Source organism: Oceanobacillus limi, assembly GCF_900111445.1.
GTDB classification, from domain to species: Bacteria; Bacillota; Bacilli; order Bacillales; family Amphibacillaceae; genus Ornithinibacillus; species Ornithinibacillus limi.
Genome location: NZ_FOHE01000012.1, coordinates 1 through 19,809 on the forward strand (window position 1 = coordinate 1; position 19,809 = coordinate 19,809).

The 19,809-nt window shown below is 38.3% G+C and carries 20 protein-coding genes; 5 read left to right on the top strand and 15 right to left on the bottom strand.

Annotation, left to right across the window (positions count from 1 at the left end; translation table 11 throughout):
• Positions 1 to 151: 151 nt before the first annotated feature.
• The 4 genes from xylF to BMX40_RS12955 are packed head-to-tail and all read right to left on the bottom strand — an operon-like array spanning position 152 to position 5,230.
• Entirely contained in the window at positions 152 to 1,243 is a 1,092-nt protein-coding gene (gene xylF / locus BMX40_RS12940; protein WP_090870587.1) for a D-xylose ABC transporter substrate-binding protein, read from the bottom strand.
• 39 nt (positions 1,244 to 1,282) lie between these two features.
• Entirely contained in the window at positions 1,283 to 2,815 is a 1,533-nt protein-coding gene (locus BMX40_RS12945) for a response regulator (RefSeq protein WP_090870589.1), read from the bottom strand.
• On the bottom strand, positions 2,790 to 4,256 hold the full coding sequence (locus BMX40_RS12950) for a sensor histidine kinase (RefSeq protein ID WP_090870591.1): 1,467 nt from the start codon (positions 4,254 to 4,256) through the stop codon (positions 2,790 to 2,792). The genes BMX40_RS12945 and BMX40_RS12950 overlap by 26 nt, the downstream gene beginning before the upstream one ends.
• Positions 4,253 to 5,230: a sugar ABC transporter substrate-binding protein gene (locus tag BMX40_RS12955; protein ID WP_090870593.1), complete on the bottom strand. Its 978-nt coding sequence runs from the start codon at positions 5,228 to 5,230 to the stop codon at positions 4,253 to 4,255. Before BMX40_RS12955 ends, BMX40_RS12950 begins: the two co-directional genes overlap by 4 nt.
• Before the next feature lie 276 nt (positions 5,231 to 5,506).
• Between BMX40_RS12955 and BMX40_RS12960 the strand changes: the two genes are divergently transcribed.
• Entirely contained in the window at positions 5,507 to 5,842 is a 336-nt protein-coding gene (locus tag BMX40_RS12960; RefSeq protein ID WP_090870595.1) for a hypothetical protein, read from the top strand.
• Between the two features lie 111 nt (positions 5,843 to 5,953).
• Positions 5,954 to 6,421: a CBO0543 family protein gene (locus BMX40_RS12965; protein WP_090870596.1), complete on the top strand. Its 468-nt coding sequence runs from the start codon at positions 5,954 to 5,956 to the stop codon at positions 6,419 to 6,421.
• 262 nt (positions 6,422 to 6,683) lie between these two features.
• On the opposite strand, the gene BMX40_RS12970 is transcribed toward BMX40_RS12965, so the two are convergent.
• From BMX40_RS12970 to BMX40_RS12995, 6 genes are all read right to left on the bottom strand, one after another.
• Positions 6,684 to 7,319, bottom strand: a complete 636-nt coding sequence (locus BMX40_RS12970; protein ID WP_090870600.1) for a FusB/FusC family EF-G-binding protein — start codon at positions 7,317 to 7,319, stop codon at positions 6,684 to 6,686.
• A 154-nt stretch (positions 7,320 to 7,473) separates the two neighbouring features.
• On the bottom strand, positions 7,474 to 7,743 hold the full coding sequence (locus BMX40_RS12975) for a CD3324 family protein (RefSeq protein ID WP_090870603.1): 270 nt from the start codon (positions 7,741 to 7,743) through the stop codon (positions 7,474 to 7,476).
• A gap of 265 nt (positions 7,744 to 8,008) precedes the next feature.
• On the bottom strand, positions 8,009 to 8,731 hold the full coding sequence (locus BMX40_RS12980) for an ABC transporter permease (RefSeq protein WP_090870605.1): 723 nt from the start codon (positions 8,729 to 8,731) through the stop codon (positions 8,009 to 8,011).
• 13 nt (positions 8,732 to 8,744) lie between these two features.
• Positions 8,745 to 9,443 (bottom strand): fluoroquinolone export ABC transporter permease subunit, encoded by a 699-nt coding sequence (locus BMX40_RS12985; RefSeq protein WP_090870607.1) that lies wholly within the window; start codon positions 9,441 to 9,443, stop codon positions 8,745 to 8,747.
• A complete protein-coding gene (locus BMX40_RS12990; RefSeq protein WP_090870609.1) occupies positions 9,440 to 10,294 on the bottom strand; it encodes an ABC transporter ATP-binding protein in 855 nt (284 codons plus the stop codon). The genes BMX40_RS12985 and BMX40_RS12990 overlap by 4 nt, the downstream gene beginning before the upstream one ends.
• The gene (locus BMX40_RS12995; protein ID WP_090870611.1) at positions 10,291 to 10,902 is read right to left on the bottom strand and encodes a TetR/AcrR family transcriptional regulator; all 612 of its coding nucleotides are present in this window, start codon (positions 10,900 to 10,902) and stop codon (positions 10,291 to 10,293) included. Before BMX40_RS12995 ends, BMX40_RS12990 begins: the two co-directional genes overlap by 4 nt.
• A gap of 304 nt (positions 10,903 to 11,206) precedes the next feature.
• Here BMX40_RS12995 and BMX40_RS13000 point away from each other — a divergent pair, with 304 nt between their 5' ends.
• Together BMX40_RS13000 and BMX40_RS13005 are read left to right on the top strand one after the other, a co-directional pair.
• Complete coding sequence (locus BMX40_RS13000) at positions 11,207 to 13,702, top strand: hypothetical protein (RefSeq protein ID WP_090870613.1); 2,496 nt, start codon at positions 11,207 to 11,209, stop codon at positions 13,700 to 13,702.
• Between the two features lie 5 nt (positions 13,703 to 13,707).
• Positions 13,708 to 14,400, top strand: a complete 693-nt coding sequence (locus BMX40_RS13005) for an ABC transporter ATP-binding protein (RefSeq protein ID WP_090870615.1) — start codon at positions 13,708 to 13,710, stop codon at positions 14,398 to 14,400.
• A 194-nt stretch (positions 14,401 to 14,594) separates the two neighbouring features.
• Here BMX40_RS13005 and BMX40_RS13010 read toward each other — a convergent pair whose 3' ends face one another.
• Entirely contained in the window at positions 14,595 to 15,047 is a 453-nt protein-coding gene (locus tag BMX40_RS13010) for an SRPBCC family protein (RefSeq protein ID WP_090870617.1), read from the bottom strand.
• Between the two features lie 173 nt (positions 15,048 to 15,220).
• On the opposite strand from BMX40_RS13010, the gene BMX40_RS13015 reads away from it, so the two are divergent.
• Entirely contained in the window at positions 15,221 to 15,589 is a 369-nt protein-coding gene (locus BMX40_RS13015; protein WP_090870618.1) for a nuclear transport factor 2 family protein, read from the top strand.
• An 88-nt stretch (positions 15,590 to 15,677) separates the two neighbouring features.
• Here BMX40_RS13015 and BMX40_RS20335 read toward each other — a convergent pair whose 3' ends face one another.
• The 4 genes from BMX40_RS20335 to BMX40_RS13030 all read right to left on the bottom strand — a co-directional run bounded on the left by BMX40_RS20335 (position 15,678) and on the right by BMX40_RS13030 (position 19,770).
• Positions 15,678 to 15,854 carry a hypothetical protein gene (locus BMX40_RS20335; RefSeq protein WP_170840788.1) on the bottom strand — a complete coding sequence of 59 codons (177 nt, stop codon included), beginning with the start codon at positions 15,852 to 15,854 and terminating at the stop codon, positions 15,678 to 15,680.
• Positions 15,855 to 15,944: 90 nt separating this feature from the next.
• Positions 15,945 to 16,415, bottom strand: coding sequence for a hypothetical protein (locus BMX40_RS13020; protein ID WP_090870620.1), 471 nt, complete (start codon positions 16,413 to 16,415; stop codon positions 15,945 to 15,947).
• Between the two features lie 400 nt (positions 16,416 to 16,815).
• Complete coding sequence (locus tag BMX40_RS13025) at positions 16,816 to 18,258, bottom strand: 6-phospho-beta-glucosidase (RefSeq protein WP_090870622.1); 1,443 nt, start codon at positions 18,256 to 18,258, stop codon at positions 16,816 to 16,818.
• 75 nt (positions 18,259 to 18,333) lie between these two features.
• Complete coding sequence (locus BMX40_RS13030) at positions 18,334 to 19,770, bottom strand: glycoside hydrolase family 1 protein (RefSeq protein ID WP_090870624.1); 1,437 nt, start codon at positions 19,768 to 19,770, stop codon at positions 18,334 to 18,336.
• Positions 19,771 to 19,809 lie beyond the last annotated feature (39 nt).

Sequence of the window (19,809 nt, forward strand, 5' to 3'; positions counted from 1 at the left end):
CACATACGGCCACCAAGCTAGCGATTTACTAGAAATAGCGGAACGAGGATCCACCAGTCAAACGTTCTGGTCCCTGGTTCCGCTATTTGCTCAAAAAGCGAGGGAATCCGTCGACCATATCCATGAACGAAACGGATCCCCTCCATTAACCCTAATCCTCAACAAACTGATACACTTCTTCCTTCGTATGAAATCCATCATCAATTATCGTTTCAACAATGTTCGATTTGGAAACAGCGATCGGAGAAAGTAAAACAGATGGCACTTCCACCTTCCCATTATTGACGGTTCGATCTTCTTCCACCTCTTCACCCTTAGCTAGTTTTACGGCAAGCTCTGCTGCTGTTTCAGCTAATGCCTGGATCGGCTTGTAGATGGTCAATGTTTGGGTATCGGTAACGATCCGCTGTGCTGCTGCCAAATCAGCATCTTGGCCGGCAACTGGAATTTTTCCCGCTAGTCCTTGGGCATCGAGTGCCTGAATTGCAGCCCCAGCCGTTGCATCATTGGCAGAAATAACGGCATCAATTTGGTTATCGTTTGCTTCTAAAGCTTCTTCCATGTTCTTCTGTGCATTTGTTGGTACCCAGTCCTTTGTCCATTGATCATACACAACAGTGATATCTCCCTTTTCAATCAGTGGATCGAGTACCTTAAACACTCCTTTTTTCATTAAATGAGCATTATTATCTGTTTCCGCTCCCCCAATATAGACGTATTTCCCTTTAGGAGCCAAGCTTGTAATTGCCTTCGCTTGTAACTCCCCCACCAGTTCATTGTCGTAGGACACATACAGATCAACATCTGCATTTTTCACTAATCGATCGTACGAAATCACTTTAATTCCCGCATCGTGCGCCCTTTCCACGATGGTTGCTGTTGCTTCTGCGTTATGAGGAACCACAACAAGCAAGTCGATCCCTCGTTCGATCAATCGTTCTGCCTGCCACACCTGCAAGGCATCCTCCCCATTAGCAGCAATAATTTCTACTTCTGCACCGAGATCTTCTACCGCTTGTTTAAACAATTCTCTATCCTTAAGCCAGCGTTCCTCGAGCAACGTATCCATCGAAAAACCAATTTTAATGGGTTCCTCACCAGCCTCTTCCTCTGCTGGTTTATATGTCGCTTCCTTGGACGGCGCTTCACTTACCGATATCTCATCATCTTCACAGCCAGCTACAACTTGTAGCACTACGAATAATAGCAATACGTGACCAATTCGGAAAAATAACCGCTTCATGCTTTTCGCTTCCCTTCCTTGAACTCTAGATAGCACGCATCATGCAAGTAAGTTCTTTCGGTATGCAGTTGGCGAGATATGACACATCTTTTTAAATACCTTACTAAAGTAGTTCGGATCATGATATCCTACCTCGAATGTAATTTCCTTCATGCTTTTTTCTGGATCTCGCATTAATTTTTTTGCTTTTTCAATTCGACACTCCGTTAAAAAATGGATGTAATTTATTCCAAGCTGCTCTTTAAAAAGCTTACTAATATAAATCGGACTTAAGCCCACTTCCCTACCAATAGCATCTAAGGAAATATCCTTATGGGCATTCTCGATAATGTATTGTTTCACCTTCTGAATAATATCCACTTCAAGATTCGCATGGTGCTTGTCATACGCATCCTGCATTCTTTCTAACAGATGATTGGTTTCCGCTCGAATTTGCCTGAAATCTGTAGCCTGAAAGGAATAAAATGGTGCATCCGACTCCACACCCATTTCACTTAGAACACGTGAAGTAAGCCAAAGTAACTCCATCACGCGTTGCTGTGCGTGTAATAAATTGGTTCCTTCCTGCTCATAACGGTCCACCATATCGGATATATAGGAAAAAATATCTTCCCATTGTCCGCCACGGATATATTCAAAAAATTGCTCTTCATGCTGCTTCGTTGTTTGTTCATCAAAACCTGGAACAAGCACCGGCAAATCGGAGTAAAAACGATATTTCACGGGTAGCATCGTATCCTTGGTAGCAATCAATGATTCCTGATACGACTGCCGAATTTGCTCGAGGGATTGATAGATATTCCCAATCCCAATAAACCAGCCTGCCCCATCATCGGATTTTGCCAACGTCAAAATCTCTCTAGCTAATTGTGTGGCCTGCTGACGAAATGACTGATCGGAGCTTCGGAATACAATGATCGGCAGCTGACGACCATATAATGCACCAACCCAACCACTTCCGCTTTCCCTAACTTTTTCTCGAATCGCTGTATACGAATATTCCGAGCCGAGTGGTAGCAACACACTCATCACAAATTTTTCTTTGGCAGCCTCCATCCCTAGCAGTTCAACAAGCTCATCTAAATGTACTTCATGAACATGGTCAAATAGTAGCTGGGTAACCACATCCGTTTCAAATAGAGACATCGCTTTTTGTAACGCGACCTGTTGTTGCTTGTTGTGCTCGAACGACTTTTGTTCCGTTTCGATTTGACCGAGAACCTTTTCAACGGTTTCCACAATTTCATCTACCCTACTTGGTTTGACCAAATAATCAACCACCCCAAGCCTCATAGCCAAATGCGCATAATCAAAGGTTGCATAGGCTGTAATCATAATGAATTTAACATAAGGATTGTCCGCATTGATCTTTTCCACAGCTTCAAAACCGGTCATCCCTGGCATTTGTATATCCATGAATACCAAATCAGGTTGAAACGTTGCTGCCATCTCAATGGCAACTCTACCATTCTTAGCTTGCTTGATTTCAAGATTAGAAAAGTTTTTCTCTAAAATCGCTTGCAGTCCATCTCGTTCAATTTGTTCATCATCTACGATTAGTAGTTTCATCAAGCTGAACAACTCCTCTCTCCTTAAGGATATGGATGATCACTTTTGTTCCACGTCCGAAGCAACTTTCAATTTGAATAACATCGTCAAAACCATTAAAAAGGCGAAGTCGTTTTACCACATTACTCAGTCCAATCCCAGTGGCATGTCCTTTTGTCGTATCCAACTGTTCGGCCATGATTTGTTTAATTTTTTCTTCTGGCATTCCAGGCCCATCATCTTCTACCTCTACGATCACACGATCCTCCCCATCGATGATGCGGAACCAAATGACCCCACCATCTTCGTTGGGCTCGACAGCATGAATCACCGCATTTTCTACAATCGGCTGTAACGTAAGACCAGGTATCTGTATATCTAAGCAGGATTCATCAACCGATGTATGAAATGTTAATCGGTCTGTATACCGTGCTTTTTGAATATCCATATACTGATGCAAAACCTTCATTTCATCATTTAACGTCATTAATTTATCTAAGTGCTTTAAGTTATACCGCAACAGACCAGCAACACTCACAAGCAAATCACTGGTTTCCTCTGACCCCTCCATATAGGCCTTTTTGGATAGTGTATTCAACGTGTTAAATAAAAAATGCGGATTGATTTGACTTTGCAAACTACGTAACTGACTTTCTCTTAAAAGTAGCTTACTTTGCTGAAGTTCTTTTTCCAGTTGAGCTTTTTGTTGAATTTCTGTGATCAAGTTGTTGATGTTAATGCGCATATGATCAAACGTCTTTGCTAAAAAGGCAATTTCATCCTTGGAATCTACTTCGACTTTTAAATCAAATCGTCCTTTGGATATTTCACCCGCCGCTTCGGTTAGTTTTTCCACCGGCTGCGTAATTCGCAGAGAGAACCAATATGTAAATAGTAATAGTAAAAAGGTAATCAATAATAGCAACCAAATCCCTAGCTGCTTAATCTCTTCTGATTGATCAATAATTCCTCGATAAAATCGGTCATAGGTCTTTAATTCCGTATCAATCAACGTAAGGGTCATTTCCGAAATATAATTGGAAATATGCGTTGCTTCTGTTAAGGCATTCCGAGCATTCTCTGTTTCTCCCTCTGGATGGGAAAGAAGGGATCGATCAGCTGCTTCGATTAGACTATCCATCAAGTTCACATAGTTTGTTAACGCAAATTCGTTCTCGGCATGTTTTAAATCGATAACGTCAGCTTTCATCTGTTGAATTTGCTCTCGATTGCTATCGATCACACCATAATTGTCTGAAGTGGGATCAATTAAATAATTATTTAAAGCCGTTACCATTTGCTGGCTTGTGCTAGTCACTTCATTCATAACTAAATAACGTTCCAGTATTTCATTATATTGATCTTGCATTTTCTGATTATAATAAATGAGTGATATCCAAATCGTTGCCATAATGAGCAAAACAACGACAGCTAACACCCATATTTTCTTCTGTATACTGCTCATTGTACGTCCATCGCCTTTATCATCTGAATATCCGTGAGATAACCTTCCAAATTGAGTGGAACGGTCTCGTTAGTCAACCATTCCATCATTAGTTCAACACTTTGCTCTCCCATCTTTTTTGGGGACTGTTCGATAATCCCATCCAATTTCCCTTGTTCCAAAAGTGTTAATGATCGGGAATCATCATCAAAGGAATAGATATAGTAAGGCTCCACCTTTGACCGCCTTTCTATTTCCTCGATCATATCTCCGGCAAAATTCGCGTTAACGGCAATAAAAGCATCCGCGTTTGGATATTTATTTAATAAATCCTTTGTTTTGGCCATAACCTCTTCCCTTGAATTTCCTGCCTCCGCTTCAATAATTTGTACATTCGGAAATCCTTCAACAAAATCTTGAATGCCCGCTAACCGCTGTTCTTGATAATATTCCTTTCTACGATCAAGCAATAGAACAACTTCTCCAGATGTACCCATATCAACTATTAGCTGCCGTGCAATCAGTTTCCCAGCTAAATACTGATTGGAGCCAACGTATGTCCGGCGCAGGCTTTCATCCATTGGTACATCATTGGCAACCGTAATGATTGGAATCCCATAAGAAGATGCTTTTACTTTCGTTAATTCCGTGAACTCTTCCGTATCCAATCCCTGTACAATAATTCCGTCTACCTTCGAATAGATCGCAATTTCAATTTGCTTGAGAAAATCCTTCTGGTTATTTCCATAGCTCCCCCATATTTCCAGATTTGCTCCACCCTTTTCTGCTTGCTCCCTTGCTCCACTACTCACTTTATCCCAAAAAGGAGTATCCAACTCTTGGGTAATTAGCACAATACGATTGCTCAATGGTTCTTTATCCGATTCCTCTGGTAGTTGCCAATCAGGCCGAAAAACCCCTACCGCAGCGTCAATGGTAAAATAAAAGAGAACAACAGATGTGATAGCGGTTACAATTATGACGATTTTTCGCATGAGAGGTTGCTCCTTTTTTCCTAGTATAATAGAATTTTTCGTTTATGTATTGGATGGTAGGATGAAATTCGCTAACCGCTCCAAAATATCCATTCCATCTCTTAACCTCCGTAAAGCTAGGAAAAGATTCCTACTAGAAGATTCACTTTATTATAACAGAGACATATCAATTTTTGGAATATTCATTTTCAAAGGGAGAAATTGTCCTGCTCTTGTTTCCGGTGAACAGAAATAATATGATAGAACTACTAGCAAACAACAGTTGGAGGAAATCAGATGGCAAAAGCTATATCATTACATGCGATGAAAACCTTAGTTGAAAAGAAAATGAAGAAAAAAATACTGTTAAAAATGATGTGGAATGACAATGAAAAACTTACGCTGTTTATCATACCAAATATGAAAATCAACTCATTTATTTTTGATGAGAAGGAAGGTTATTTGTTCTACGATCTCGATGGAAAACCGGTGACCTATGATATCCCATGCATCTTAACCGAAGCGGATTTGGAAGATGGAAAAGTGAAGCTGGAAGCACTTCAACGTAAGAAGGTCTTGGTGAACAATGAGCCTTTATCAAGTGAGGATATTGCCTTATTGGAAGAATTATAATCGTAGGAATAGCAATAGTAGAAAGTATCATTAAATCCAGCAATAATTTACGAGAAAAACATACATAATAATGATTAAAACATGAGGGTTGTTAATTATGGGGGTTATAAATTGGAACCACAAACTATTTTTGTGTACGTGGCAAGTTTGGTTTTAGCATTATTAGCTTTTTTAACTCCTAAAAAAATGAAACCATATGAAATTTATGCAACAACATTGTTCGCAACTTTATTTGGTCTACTTGTTGATACGGTACTAGCGGTAAAATATAAACTTTATATACTTGATAAGCCAGGAGTCCAAATACCACCATTAATTGGCCAAGTTATTTTATATTCCTCTACAAGTATTATATTACTAAACCTCTTCCCCTTTGGTAAGTCGATTAAACGGAAGGTAGTTTACATCTTATGTTTTACTTTGCTTACTCTTGCATTTGAATATATTTCTTTTAAAATTGGATTTATCAAGTATAATGAATGGAAAATTTGGTATTCTGCTTTATGTTACCCGTTTCTTATTTATTTTCTCGTTTTACATTTTACGTTTTTTCAATGGTTGGTGAAACGAAATAGATAAGAAAACAATGCCCAAGAACACAAACCAGCATTGTATTCATATAAAAGGTAGTTATCACTAAAAAAACTCCATACCTATAGCAAAAACGTCCACAAAGGTACCTGGCACAAGATTAGGCTAGGGTCCATTTCAAACGATGAATGGATTCGCTACTATGTAGGAGGTAGGATAGGAATGTTTTTTCACCTATCCCTTTCTACCTATTTTTTGTGATGCAAATCCAATACGATCAGAATATTATTCTTAACCTATTAAAACCACTTCACCCCTTAATCCGCTCCACAAACTCATGTAATTTGTCCAATGATTTCATATTGTTATTACAGGTTTGACTATCCACGCAAATATAATTCCCCCGCTTTGTATACGTTCCTTGTACTTTTCCTTTCTCTTTTGCAAGGAACAGACCAACTTCTTCATGGCTGTTACAAATGGTACAAATCCCTTCTTGGATCGCTGGTTTAAATGACCCTTGGATCCCTTTCAACTTATTATCCTTTCTAAGGACCATAAAGCGCTTATTTGAACCCGGGTCTACCCAACTTAAATAGGATATACTCTGCCAATCGATCGTTTCTAGAGGTGGCACCTTTAACTTTTTTACTTTCGGAAATAATTTGTGAATTGCTTGTTCCGTTATTTGAAATGGAATTACATAAGGTTTTAATTGTGCTAAGAATCCTTCTGCCTTTTCCTTATCATCAACCTTCTCCACTTGTTGCAATAGGTGCTGCTGTTCACTAGTTAAATTGGTGATTACGTCTAACACCCGTTCCGTGGCAAGGGATTTCACCGCGTTCAATACACCCTCATCTTTAACTGTTGCATAACCACTTGCAATATTTTGCACTTGGTTTTCAATAAAATTATACTGATCTGGTCTTATAAATGGTTCCATGTCAATCACTCCGATAAATCGTAATAAGCTTTGTCATTATTGTATCTGATTACATTAGCTTTTGATATGTAGAAAACAACTAGAAAATAATTTCAACCTAACAAAAGCACGGCCAACTTGAGTAGGTTTCCGTGCTTTTGTCGCTTATTACTCCCTATGATTTTCTAGAGTAAACAATCTTTTTAATGGTCTCCGCAGAAAGATAATATTCTTCTACTAATTGATCAATCGTTGCCCCATTTTTAAATGATTGTTTAATGGATACATTTCTTTCATCAAGGATTTTTCTCGTCCCCGATCGTGCTCCCCACTCACTATGAGCTGCTTTCGGTTTTGGAATATATACGGTTTCCCCTTGTACATATTTTTGAATTTCCTTCATTAATTCTTCTGGTAAAACAGAAGTTGCTTTAACATAGCTCATATTAGCCAGCTCCTTATTTTCATTTGATCTAGAAATAAGGTGCAAAGCCTAATATTGAGAATGAAACAATCAATGCTAGGTGATACGGTTTAAATCTCATGCAAAGGATCACCTATCCCATATTAGGCTTTGCATGAGAAACTGCAATATCAGACAAGTTCATTGCCATTTCTATCACCCCTAAACGTTTGGATAAAGCTATTATAAATTACAATTGATTTTCGTCAAGGCTTCACTTTTACTCCTAACTTCCAATCAACCGAAACTATTCCATTTTCTGTTGGAACCTATAATTACATATAACAAACCATACAAGTGTTACAACAATACCGAGTAAAAAGTGAACCCAATATAAATTGGAGTCGAGATTCATCATCATGGACACTGGCCAATAGACAGGAAATACCATGACAATTTTCACGAGCGGATGTGCCAAAAGATAATCGAAAAGTGGAACGAGAATGAGTAAGTTAATTACCTTCATTAAGGCCAATCCTTCGACTTTATTTGAGGCAAGCGTCCCCATAAGCATCGTTATGATCGGCGTTTGTAGCGCTAACAAAAATGCGATCGGTATAAATTTAGAAAGAGGAATAAGAACGATCCCTTGAATAAACAAAAGAACAAATGTAAGCAGAAACGTGATCCCTATTGGAACTAGCAAGCGTCCATAAAGATATCCAGCTTTCGTTAAAGGAGTTACGGAATAGTATAGTAATAATCCTTCATCTCGCTCATCCAAGATCATAAAACCATAAAGCAACCCAATCATTAAAGGTGTCATTAACATTACTAAACTAATAATCATACGAAAATGTCCTTGAAGGTCAAAGGATAAATAGACATTTAATAGATGATTGAGTTCCGGTAACCCGATTCGAGCAAGTATACACAATAGAATAGAACCAAGCATAGAAAAAATTAATAATGGCTCCCGTTTGATGTTTTTCCAATCGTTTAATGAAAGCAGAAATACTCGCTTCAGCACTATTTCCCCTCCTCTATTGAATATATTTGGTGGTAATGAAATCTTTCATAGAAACATAAGCCCAACCATATACCATCGCGATCCATATCAAAGAAGTCGCAATGGTGTAGATGTATATAGGAATGGGGATTGTTGACAACGCTCCTTCTAAGAGGATTAGTGTTGCTTCAGTCGGTAATAGATAAAATAGTTTGGACTCATAGAAGGTAAACAACCGCAGTAACGGTATGTAAAATAGGATGACAAAAACTGGCGAGACGTATAAGAAAACATTGATCGATTTCACGCGAACAGACAATACGATACCAAGTAACGTAAACAAAATAGAGCAGAAAATGACAGCTAATAAAAAAGGAAAGAAATCAAACGAATCTGAATGGATTACATAAAATATAACCGAGCTTGAAATTACAGCTAAACAGGTTAGAGATAATACCTTACTCCATATATACTGATGAATAGAAACCGGTGAAGCAAATAGTGTACCAAAAATGGATTGCCCTCTCTCTAGTAAAACAAGTCCACCTATAAAGAAAAATCCTAACACCGATGGATCCGTAAATATAATGAATATAGAAGCCTTCGCTACCATGGATTCTGGTAGGAACAGTAATACTCCAATATAGAATACACTTACTAGTGCATAGGCATAATAGAAACCGTGGCGGACTTGAAACAGAATATCCATTTTTACTAGTGATAATAATTTCATATTAATTCCCTACCAGTCGTTTTGATGAATATGTCTTCCAATGTTGCTTCCTGCGAATGCATGGTAATGATTTCATGGTTTTTTAATATCGTTTGGAAAGCCGTATTTTCACTTAAATCATTTAATGAGAAGGTAGCGTTTTTCACTCTTGCATCATCACGATATTCTATTTTCACCTCTTTTTTTCCGTCTCGAACCTTCAATGTTTGCGGAGAATCAATTAAAGAAATTTGACCGTCTACAATGAAAGCCACCCGATCACATAGTTCCTCTGCCGTGTTCATATTATGCGTCGTGATAAGAATAGTTTTTCCTTTATCCCTTTCTTGCTTTATTAATTCACGCACGTTTTTATCATTTACAGGATCGAGTCCTGAAGTTGGTTCATCTAAGAACATAATATCTGGATCATTTAACAGCACCCGGCAAAAGTTTAATCGCATCTTCATCCCTTTGGAATAATTACTAAATTTCACATGAGCAGCATCTCCTATCCCCAGTTGCTCCAATAGTTCCAACGGATCCCTCGTCTTGGACTGATACAGTCGACTGAAAAAAGTTAAATTCTCCAAACCCGTAAACTTATGGTAAAAGTTAGGAAATTCAAATCCTACACCGATTTGTTCCAAATACATGGAACCTAGATCCTTTAATTCTTGCTGATCCACTTTTACATTTCCTTTGTATCCTTTTAATATCCCTATTAATATCTTTTGTAGAGTGCTCTTTCCCGCTCCAGACGGCCCTAAAAAACCAAAAATTTCGCCTTTCTTTACCTGGAAAGTAACCCCTTTTATCGTATTCTCCGATTTGGTCGGATAACGAAATACTAGATTGTTAACGTTAATCATAGGTCATCTTCCTCACTTATAAGCCCTTCGGCTAAACTTTCAGCTAAGAGATCCACTACCATTGGATACACATCCTCCCCTATCTCTTTTTTATGTAAGAGCATGGTGAAAAACGCACGGACCGTTCCCGTGATTACCTGGGGATCCTTGTTTACTAGGATACCTTTGGTTTGCCACAATTGGATGAAGGGATCAAGTACATCCTCATCACGCTTAATATGCTCCTCTATCACTTCAGGAGGGAGTTTCCGAATAATTTGTTCCACGTCTTCTTGATAAAACAATGATTTCACAATTGGATGTTCCTCTATCAACTCCAAACTATATAACAACATTTCCTTAAAAGATTGCTTCGTTATATTTTGCAAATCAAATTCATCCATAAGTTTTTGTTTGATAGCTGCTTCTTCTATTTCTAAAATCTCAAAAAATAGAACTTCCTTGGAAGAAAAAAATTGGTAAAACGAACCTTGCGCAATGCCAACTGCTTTTGTTAGCTGGCCAATACTCGTTTTTTTTACACCATATGTACTAAAAAGGCGTTTCCCTTCCCTGATTAATTGATCCGTTATCTGTTTTTTCTCTTGATCTGTAAATCCTTTTGCCATCTTTTATCCCTCTTTTGAATGTATGAACGATTTATATTTTTATTCATAAATAATAATACCATTAGTTGGTAATCTTTACAAACTAGTATGTTGGAATATGATCGTACTATTGCTTAGAAAGCATAAAAATAAAACGGGCTATAGGGGTTCAGTAGAATTTATCATGGAATAAATCGAATGAATATCCAATTTAAGAGTAGTGAAATTATTCAAAAAATAACAACAAAGTATATACATTTTGCGGGTCAATTTGTATAATATTGGTAATTGTTATTAAAACATTACACGTTAGGAGGGAAGAACGATGTTTCGTATTCAATGGCGACACTTACTTGCACGTCCACTTCAACTTTGTGCCAGCATCGTATTGCTCACCATTATATTAGCACTCATCCCAATTGCAACGAACTCTCTATCAGAGGCAAATGAACAAGTAAAAGCCGACATCACCGATTTCTCACGTGGGAAATATGATTTGTTGGTCCGTTCTAGTGATGCACCTTCATCTGTAGAAGAATCCCTTGGTGTCGTTGAAGAGAATTACTTAGGTGTTGGTGATGGAGGAATTAGGATAGAAGACTGGCAAGAAATAGCAACCGATGAACGCATTGCATTTGCTGCACCTGTTGCAGCATTAGGTTCATTTACAAAAACTAGTCAATCATTTCAAGTTCCAAAGCCTGGTCACCCCGTCCGCTATACCGTTACGCATCACACAAGTGACGGACAAGAAACATACAAAATAGCAGAACAAACAGCATATTTCTTATTTCCACTCGATGGTGATTTCTATGATGTCTATTACCCAGAAGAATTAACAAATATCTTTACAAGTCTGAATCCTAGTTTCGTTCTACCTTCTTCCTACCATCCCGTTGTGGCTATTGATCCTGAATCTGAATCTGCCTTAACTGGTGTCGATTTTTCATCTCTTGAAACAGAGATTAGTGATAGCATGGGACCTGGTGGCGGAGAGGGGATTCCATTGGTTGGGATATCCGAGTCACGTACACCAATAGAAACAACAATTAAAGTGGAAGCCCTTGATGTAACAGAAGATGAGATTGATATCCTAAAACAGGAACTAAGCATTCCAGAGGGGCAAGGATTAGAATACGTTATCTTCGACGATAATGAAACGGCACGACACACCGTTGAGTCGAATCTATCTTCTATTGAATCGGTAGAAGAAGAGGTAAAGGTCATAGATTTTGGCGAACATCTCACCTCCTTTGAACAAGACTGGTATATGCTCGATGAAGACTACAATATAATTATGGGGAATGACTATGATATTAATCTTCACGGCGAATCGGCTATTGTTTCTGATTACACCACGCAAAATACATTTTATAATGTTTCGCCACCAGCTTACGAGCTCCAAGATAAAACCCTGTCAGTCAACGTTATTGACTTAAACGGAAATATCCCACTTCATCGAAACGTCACACCTATTGAACATCAGTCGTTTAAGGCTGGAGAAACAAACGAGGATTTCGTTTATTTTACACAAGTAAATACGATATCAGTTGGATCTGCTGAAAATGACTTAGCTGCGAGCCCGCTCGGTATCTATCAATACCACTACGGTACACTCGAAGAAACAGGGGACGAGCTACACCCAACTCACCTAGCAGGCAATTATTTACCTACACCAGCACATGGACTGGTTTCAATAGAATGGGCAGAGCGCTTTAAAGGAGCAGCACCGATTGATGCCATACGGGTGAAAGTTGACGGAATTGATGGGTATACAGAAGCAGCTGCAACTAAAATCCGAGAAGTCGCTTCCGATATAGAAGCAAAAGGGTTCCATGTTGATATTGTTGCTGGTTCCTCCCACCAAACATTAGCCGTTGATGTCGAAGAGATTGGTACGGTATTACAACCATGGACAACATTAGGGGCTGCTGATACGATTTTTTCGAGTTGGAATGTGTTTGGCTTTGCTATTGGATCTGCCTTTTTCATGATTGCGCTTTTAGCGTTGGTTGCTCGCTTTCGGGTTATGAAGGTAGAACAAACCACCGAAAGAGAGCGCTTTGGCAAAATTGGTTGGTCACATGTTACAATTCAGCGATTTTACCGTGGACAATGGTTATGGCAGCTTTTGGTGAGCGCAACCATAAGTGGCGCATACCTTTTACTCATCTATGGGTTCCAACCAATTTTATTGATTAGCTTTAGTGGCGCGCTTGTAACCATACAGGGATTAAAATGGATATGCGATCGACTCAATGATGATATAAAAACTAAAAAGCAATCGTTTAAGCCGCAACAGTCTCTCATAATTACCAATATACGCTATCACCAGTCCCAAATTATAGCAGCAGCTTTACAGTTGTTACTAACAACTGGACTATTGGCATTTATTATTTCCTTATCTGAAGTCACGGTACGGCGAATGACTGAAACAAATCTTGGCTCCTATATTCATTGGCAAATAAATGACCAGCAGTTGCTATTGCTTACAGGCGTGATTGTATTAACGGCCTTCACACTTACGGAATCACTGTTCCGACTTTGGCAAGCAAGACAGCAAGATATCCATCTGCTCTATAAAGTCGGCTGGCACGATAAAAATATTCGAGGGTTGTTACGGAAAGAGACATATTCCTGGGTAGGGGCTACTATTTTTATTGGCATGATGTGTGGTAATTTGTTTGTGTATGCTTCTTCTGGCTTTACTTGGAAGGTGGTTATTGTGAGTTGTTTGGTTTCTCTTACAGCCTTTACTTTTGTAGCACTATTAAATGAATCGGTATTAAGTCGCAAGCTATTTCAAGTTCGGAAGGGATGATTACAATGGAAATGTTAATTGATACTCTATCTAAAACGTATCAATCGGAAATTGAAGAAAAACAAGTCTTAAACAAGGTTTCCTTTCATGTTAACCAAGGGGAATGGGTTAATATCATCGGTCCCTCAGGTTCAGGAAAAACAACCTTACTGAAGTGTGTTGCAGGGATGATGACAGCGGACACTGGATCAAATGTAAGGATAGGTGACCTAGATGTTCTTCGCGCTTCTGAAAAGGAAATACGAGAATTCCGACGCAACAACATTGGTTTTATTTTTCAAGAGTATGAATTATTTCCTGCATATACTGCTAAGCAAAATGTCATGCTTCCAGAATGGCCATATAAGAAAGAAGCCAAATTGCGAGAACGGTCAGAAGCATTACTACGTACGTTAGGATTAGAGGAGCGAATGGAAGCGACTCCTCCAAACTTGTCTGGGGGAGAGAAACAACGTGTAGCCATTGCAAGGGCGCTATTAAATGACCCTAGCCTCCTCATTTGCGATGAACCAACTGGAAATCTTGATCAAAGTTCTCGTGACAATGTTCTTCGCATACTAAAAGACCTAAATGGAGAAGGAAGAACAATCTTCTTTGTCACCCATGATTATGATGTTTTGCCATATGGGGACCGAGTTTTCCAATTAAAGAGTGGGGTTTTGAAAGAAATCGAAAAAGAACTAGTAATCAATCATTAAATACTTTCCACTTTTGAACAAGAATTACTTATAAAGATTCAACTATAAATGTTTTGAAATTACAGTAAGAAAAAGAGCAAAGCACGGAGAATCTGTGTTATTTTCCGTGCTTTATGTAAAATATATAAAGTTATTATGAATGAAGAACTATTAAGTGACTCTTCAAGCAAGCAGAGGAATTCTCTTACTAGGCACTATTTTTCCAAATAGCCTCCTAATGAATCCAAGTCCTTCATACATGCTTTTTTAAAAGTACCTGCCATCATCTTCCCAAAAAGTTTCGATAACCCAGTAAGTCCATTGATCTCTCCGTTCAACTCAATTTCGGTATCATCACCCTTTGCATTAAGCAAGTATGTAAAAACAAACTCTCCTTTTCCCGTAGTGCCTTTTGTTCCATCACAGCGAAACACAATCTTTTCTGGTTCTTGGAGTTCAACGACTTCAAAGTGTTCCGTTGCCTCTTTACCAAACATTTTTCTAGTTTCCAACCATTGACTTCCCACCTGTAAATCCCCCTCATCCAAGCGCTCAATTCTTACTAGCCCTTGCATCCAATGGTTTGCAGATTCCAGATCAAGCAATCCGGTGTACACTTTTGACCTTGGCAGATTGATTGTTTTGGTCGTTTGGAAATGAATACTCAAATGAACTTCCTCCTAGAAAAATATTTTTATAAAATTATAGCATAAAACGTAATTGAATTCAGAATTATCCAACATTAAATGTGTTTACTATAGAGGATTCTTTCCCATCAATTGACACTAATTTAGGCATCCCTTACTATTCTATCTAATTACAAATCGAAAGGTTGATCGATATGGATACGAAACAGCAGGGGACTAGTCTTAAAGAAAAAGCGACCTCGTTCCTACAGCTTGTAGCAACAGGGAAGGTTCGCGAGGCATATCAACGTTACATAGACTCTGATTTTTTACATCATAACCCTTACTTTAAAGGGAATGCTGATTCACTGATGCATGCAATGGAAGAAAGTGCTGCCCAAAGTCCTCATAAAGTATTTGAAGTCAAACAAGCTATTCAAGAAGGGAATACAGTTGCCGTGCACTCCCATGTAAGACAAACTCTAGAAGAACTTGGAGGCGCTATTGTACATATTTTCCGTTTTAAAGATGACCAAATTGTTGAATTATGGGACGTTGGTCAACCAATATGTTTAGCACTATAATAACAGTACAAATAGCAAACTAAAACGCTTGGGTATTTTTATTACCCAAGCGTTCTATTTTATATTTTCTTGTTGAACTAAAGGGTGATTAGTGCAATAACTTATCACCAACAAAAGATATAACAATAACAATTAAGGTTGGTATTGCGACATTCAATACAGACTTTCTAAATGGTGTCTGTGTTTTGGAGCTGTACCTTCTAATTATTTCAAAAACAATAAGTCCTCCAAGTATTAAAAGTGGTTCTTGCCATAATTGCCACATTTTTATTCACTTCCTTACTGTCGCTGGAATTACCTTATTAAAGTAACGCACCCCGTTAGTTAAATATGAATTTATAATAATGGAGGACTATCAGACAGAAAAATCGATAAATTCTAGTTCAGTTTCTGCTTCTGCTTTCGAACGATAAATGGTAATTTTATCATAGGGTTTCAAGTCGTCTTGCCAAGTTCCTACATTACTCAGAAAATCTTTTAAGTTTTCAGAAATTAGCAAGAACTCTAAATCCCTATTGATATAACAAATTGGTCGTTCGTCACTTGCCAAATCACACGGTTGATAAACAGTTCCGATAAATCCACCCTTACTATCTTTTGCCATAATATCTACATGTGGAACCGTAAAAAATTCTAAATGTGGAATATCATCGTCAAAGATAAATTGTATATCATAATCGCAAGCATATTTTTGATACTCTTCATTTTTATCATGAGCACTCATAGGAAACATCGTTGTCCCTGCTAGTATAACTTGAGTATCTTCTAAATCTACAGCTATGGCGGCTCCAGTTAATTCTGTTCTATCTAGATAAACTTTTCGCATATAAACCCCCGTTTAATCTTATTTTAAAGTAAACGCTCATTACTTTTGTGATTTCTTATTAAACTAACCTGCCCGTTAGTTTAAGAACAACGATTCACAAACTTTACATTTATTTTAACATAAAATTACAATTACTTACTTCGATTTGAAAAACCAGCCTCGCAAATAACATACAAATTAGCATAGGAAAAAATCACATTGATAACAGCTATTGACATTATGATAATTTGGTTGCAATTTTGTATGCTAATTCAAGCGTAAATCCTAATAATCGTTGATATATAAGGGAAAAATAAGAGACCAAATCATATGCGATTTGGTCTCTTAAACGGTATGCTATTTCGTATGTTTCTCCACTGAAACGGAACTACTTGTTTTAACAGAGATGCTTTTTTACAATCTACTCCAAATTTTCTCCATTCGATTCAATGACTTGCTTATACCAATCAAAGCTTTTCTTTTTCCTACGATTGAAGGAACCCTTTCCTTCATTATCTCGGTCAACATAAATATAGCCGTATCGCTTTTTCATTTCGCCAGTGGATGCACTGACAATATCAATTGGTCCCCAACTCGTATAACCAATAATATCTACACCATCATTCACCGCTTCACGCATTTCTTTCATATGTGCACGCAAATATTCGATACGATAATCATCGCTAACTTGTCCATCCGAATCCAGCTCATCAACGGCCCCAAGACCATTTTCCACTACAAACAATGGTTTTTGATAACGGTCATACAACTGATTCGCGGTAATTCGGAAGCCTTTTGGATCAATTGTCCAACCCCATTCGGATTTCTCTAAATACGGATTTGAAATGGAACCAAACACATTCCCACTCGTTGTATTTTCTTGAACTTTAGGATCTGTACTTGTTAGTCGACTAGAATAATAGCTAAACCCGATATAGTCTACCGTGTGATTCTTGAGAATTTCTGTATCCCCCTCTTCCATGTCAATCGTAATACCATTGTCTTGGAAGAAACGCTCCGCATAACTAGGATATTCCCCGCGAGATTGTACATCGATGAAGAAGAAAGACTCTCTGTCCTTTTCCATTGCATCCCATACATCATTTGGGTTACTGGAATACGCATAAGTCATTCCTGCTGCTAGCATACAACCAATTTGAGCATCAGGGATGATTTCATGACCTGCTTTTACCGCTAATGCACTAGCAACTAGTTGATGATGTGCTGCTTGGTATTTTACTTGCTGCTCGTCTTCCCCTTCTTTGAACACTAGTCCGGCACCGACATAAGGGAGATGTAATAGCATATTGATCTCATTAAACGTTAACCAATATTTCACTTTATCTTTATAGCGTGTAAATACCGTTTTCGCATACTTTTCAAAGAAACCTATTAATTTACGATTTTTCCAGCTACCATATGCCTCTACTAAATGGACAGGCACATCAAAATGGGCTAGTGTAACAACTGGTTCAATCCCATGTTTCTGCAATTCATCAAATAGATTATCATAAAATTGTAACCCTGCTTCATTTGGTTCTGCATCGTCTCCATTTGGAAAAATACGTGCCCATGAAATTGAAAGGCGTAATGATTGAAAGCCCATTTCCGCAAAAAGGGCAATATCTTCTTTGTAGCGATGGTAAAAATCTATCGCCTCATGGGAAGGATAAAATTCCCCTTCTAAAGGTTGATAGGAAGGAAGATCTCCTAGCATTATCGGGAACCTCTTTTCCCCTGTTGGAAGCAGATCCACGGTTGTTAAACCTTTTCCATCCTCTAAGTAAGCACCTTCTGTCTGGTTTGCAGCAATCGCTCCACCCCATAAAAATCCTTTCGGGAAGCCATTTTTGTCTTTTGCCATTACCATTCACCTCTTCTATGAAAATAAAGTAAATCAGTGAGGAATAGCCTGAGCCTCACTGATTGTCGTTGCATTTTATAAATTCGCTCCATTAGAAGCAATAACATCCTTATACCAGAAGAACGACTTTTTACGGCTACGTTCCATCGTACCAGTCCCATCGTCATGCTTATCTACATAAATATAACCATAACGCTTTGAATACTCACCAGAAGATGCACTTACTAAATCAATACATCCCCAGCTTGTGTAGCCAATCAAGTCCACACCATCTTCAATGGCTTCCCCCATTCGCTCAATATGTGCACGTAGGTAATCAATGCGATAGTCATCATTGATGGATCCGTCTTCTTCCACTTTGTCGTAAGCTCCTAATCCATTTTCAACAATCATGAGCGGTTTTTCGTAGCGACCATATAGTTCATTTAACGCAATGCGTAAACCAACAGGATCAATTTCCCATCCCCAATCACTTGCCTCTAAGAATGGATTTTTAACGCCACCGACTAAGTTTCCTTGACCAACTTCTTCTGGTGTTTTAACTTTTTTATCTGTTCGAGACATATAATAACTGAACGAAATAAAATCTACCGTTCCCTCTTTTATTGTTTCAAGATCCCCGTCTTGGATATCAAGCTCGATATTATTCTCTTTAAAATATCGCTTCGCAAAGTAAGGATATTCCCCACGCACTTGTACATCCCCACAGAAGAAATTAAAGATATCACTTTCCGCGCGAGCATGCATGACATTTTCAGGGTTGGAATCATACGAATAAACCGGCGCGTAAATCAGCATACAACCAATTTGAGATTCGGGAATAATTTCATGACCTAGCTTAACTGCTTGTGCACTAGCCACAAATTGGTGGTGCAACCCTTGGAAGCTATCTTGCAGGCGTGTTTCCTCGCTTTCAGGTGAAAAACCAAGCCCTAATAGTGGCATGTGTGTTGCACCATTAATTTCGTTAAACGTTAGCCAGTATTTCACTTTATCCTTATAGCGTGTAAAAATCGTTCTTACATAACGTTCAAAGAAGCTAACCAATTTACGATTTCTCCAGCCACCATATTCTTTAATCAAATGTAACGGTGTTTCGTAATGTGCGATTGTTACCAACGGTTCAATCCCGTGCTTGTGCAATTCATCAAAGACACGATCATAAAATGCCAATCCTTCTTCGTTCGGCTCTTGTTCATCTCCATTCGGGAAAATGCGGCTCCAAGCAATGCTTAAACGAAATACTTTAAAGCCCATCTCAGCAAATAGCGCGATATCTTCTTTGTAACGATGATAAAAGTCAATTGCTTCATGATTTGGGTACGTATATTTCGATTCATCTATTGTAAAATCAAAACCCGTTTGTGAAAGTAATCCTAGTCTAGCTTCTTTACCACCTGGTAAAACATCTGCAAGATTCGCACCCTTTCCACCTTCATGAAAACCACCTTCTAATTGATTGGCAGCGGTAGCACCACCCCATAAAAATCCTTCAGGGAATTGTTTCGTCATTGTCTATTCCTCCTATGTTCAATCAAAAGTTAAGTAGAA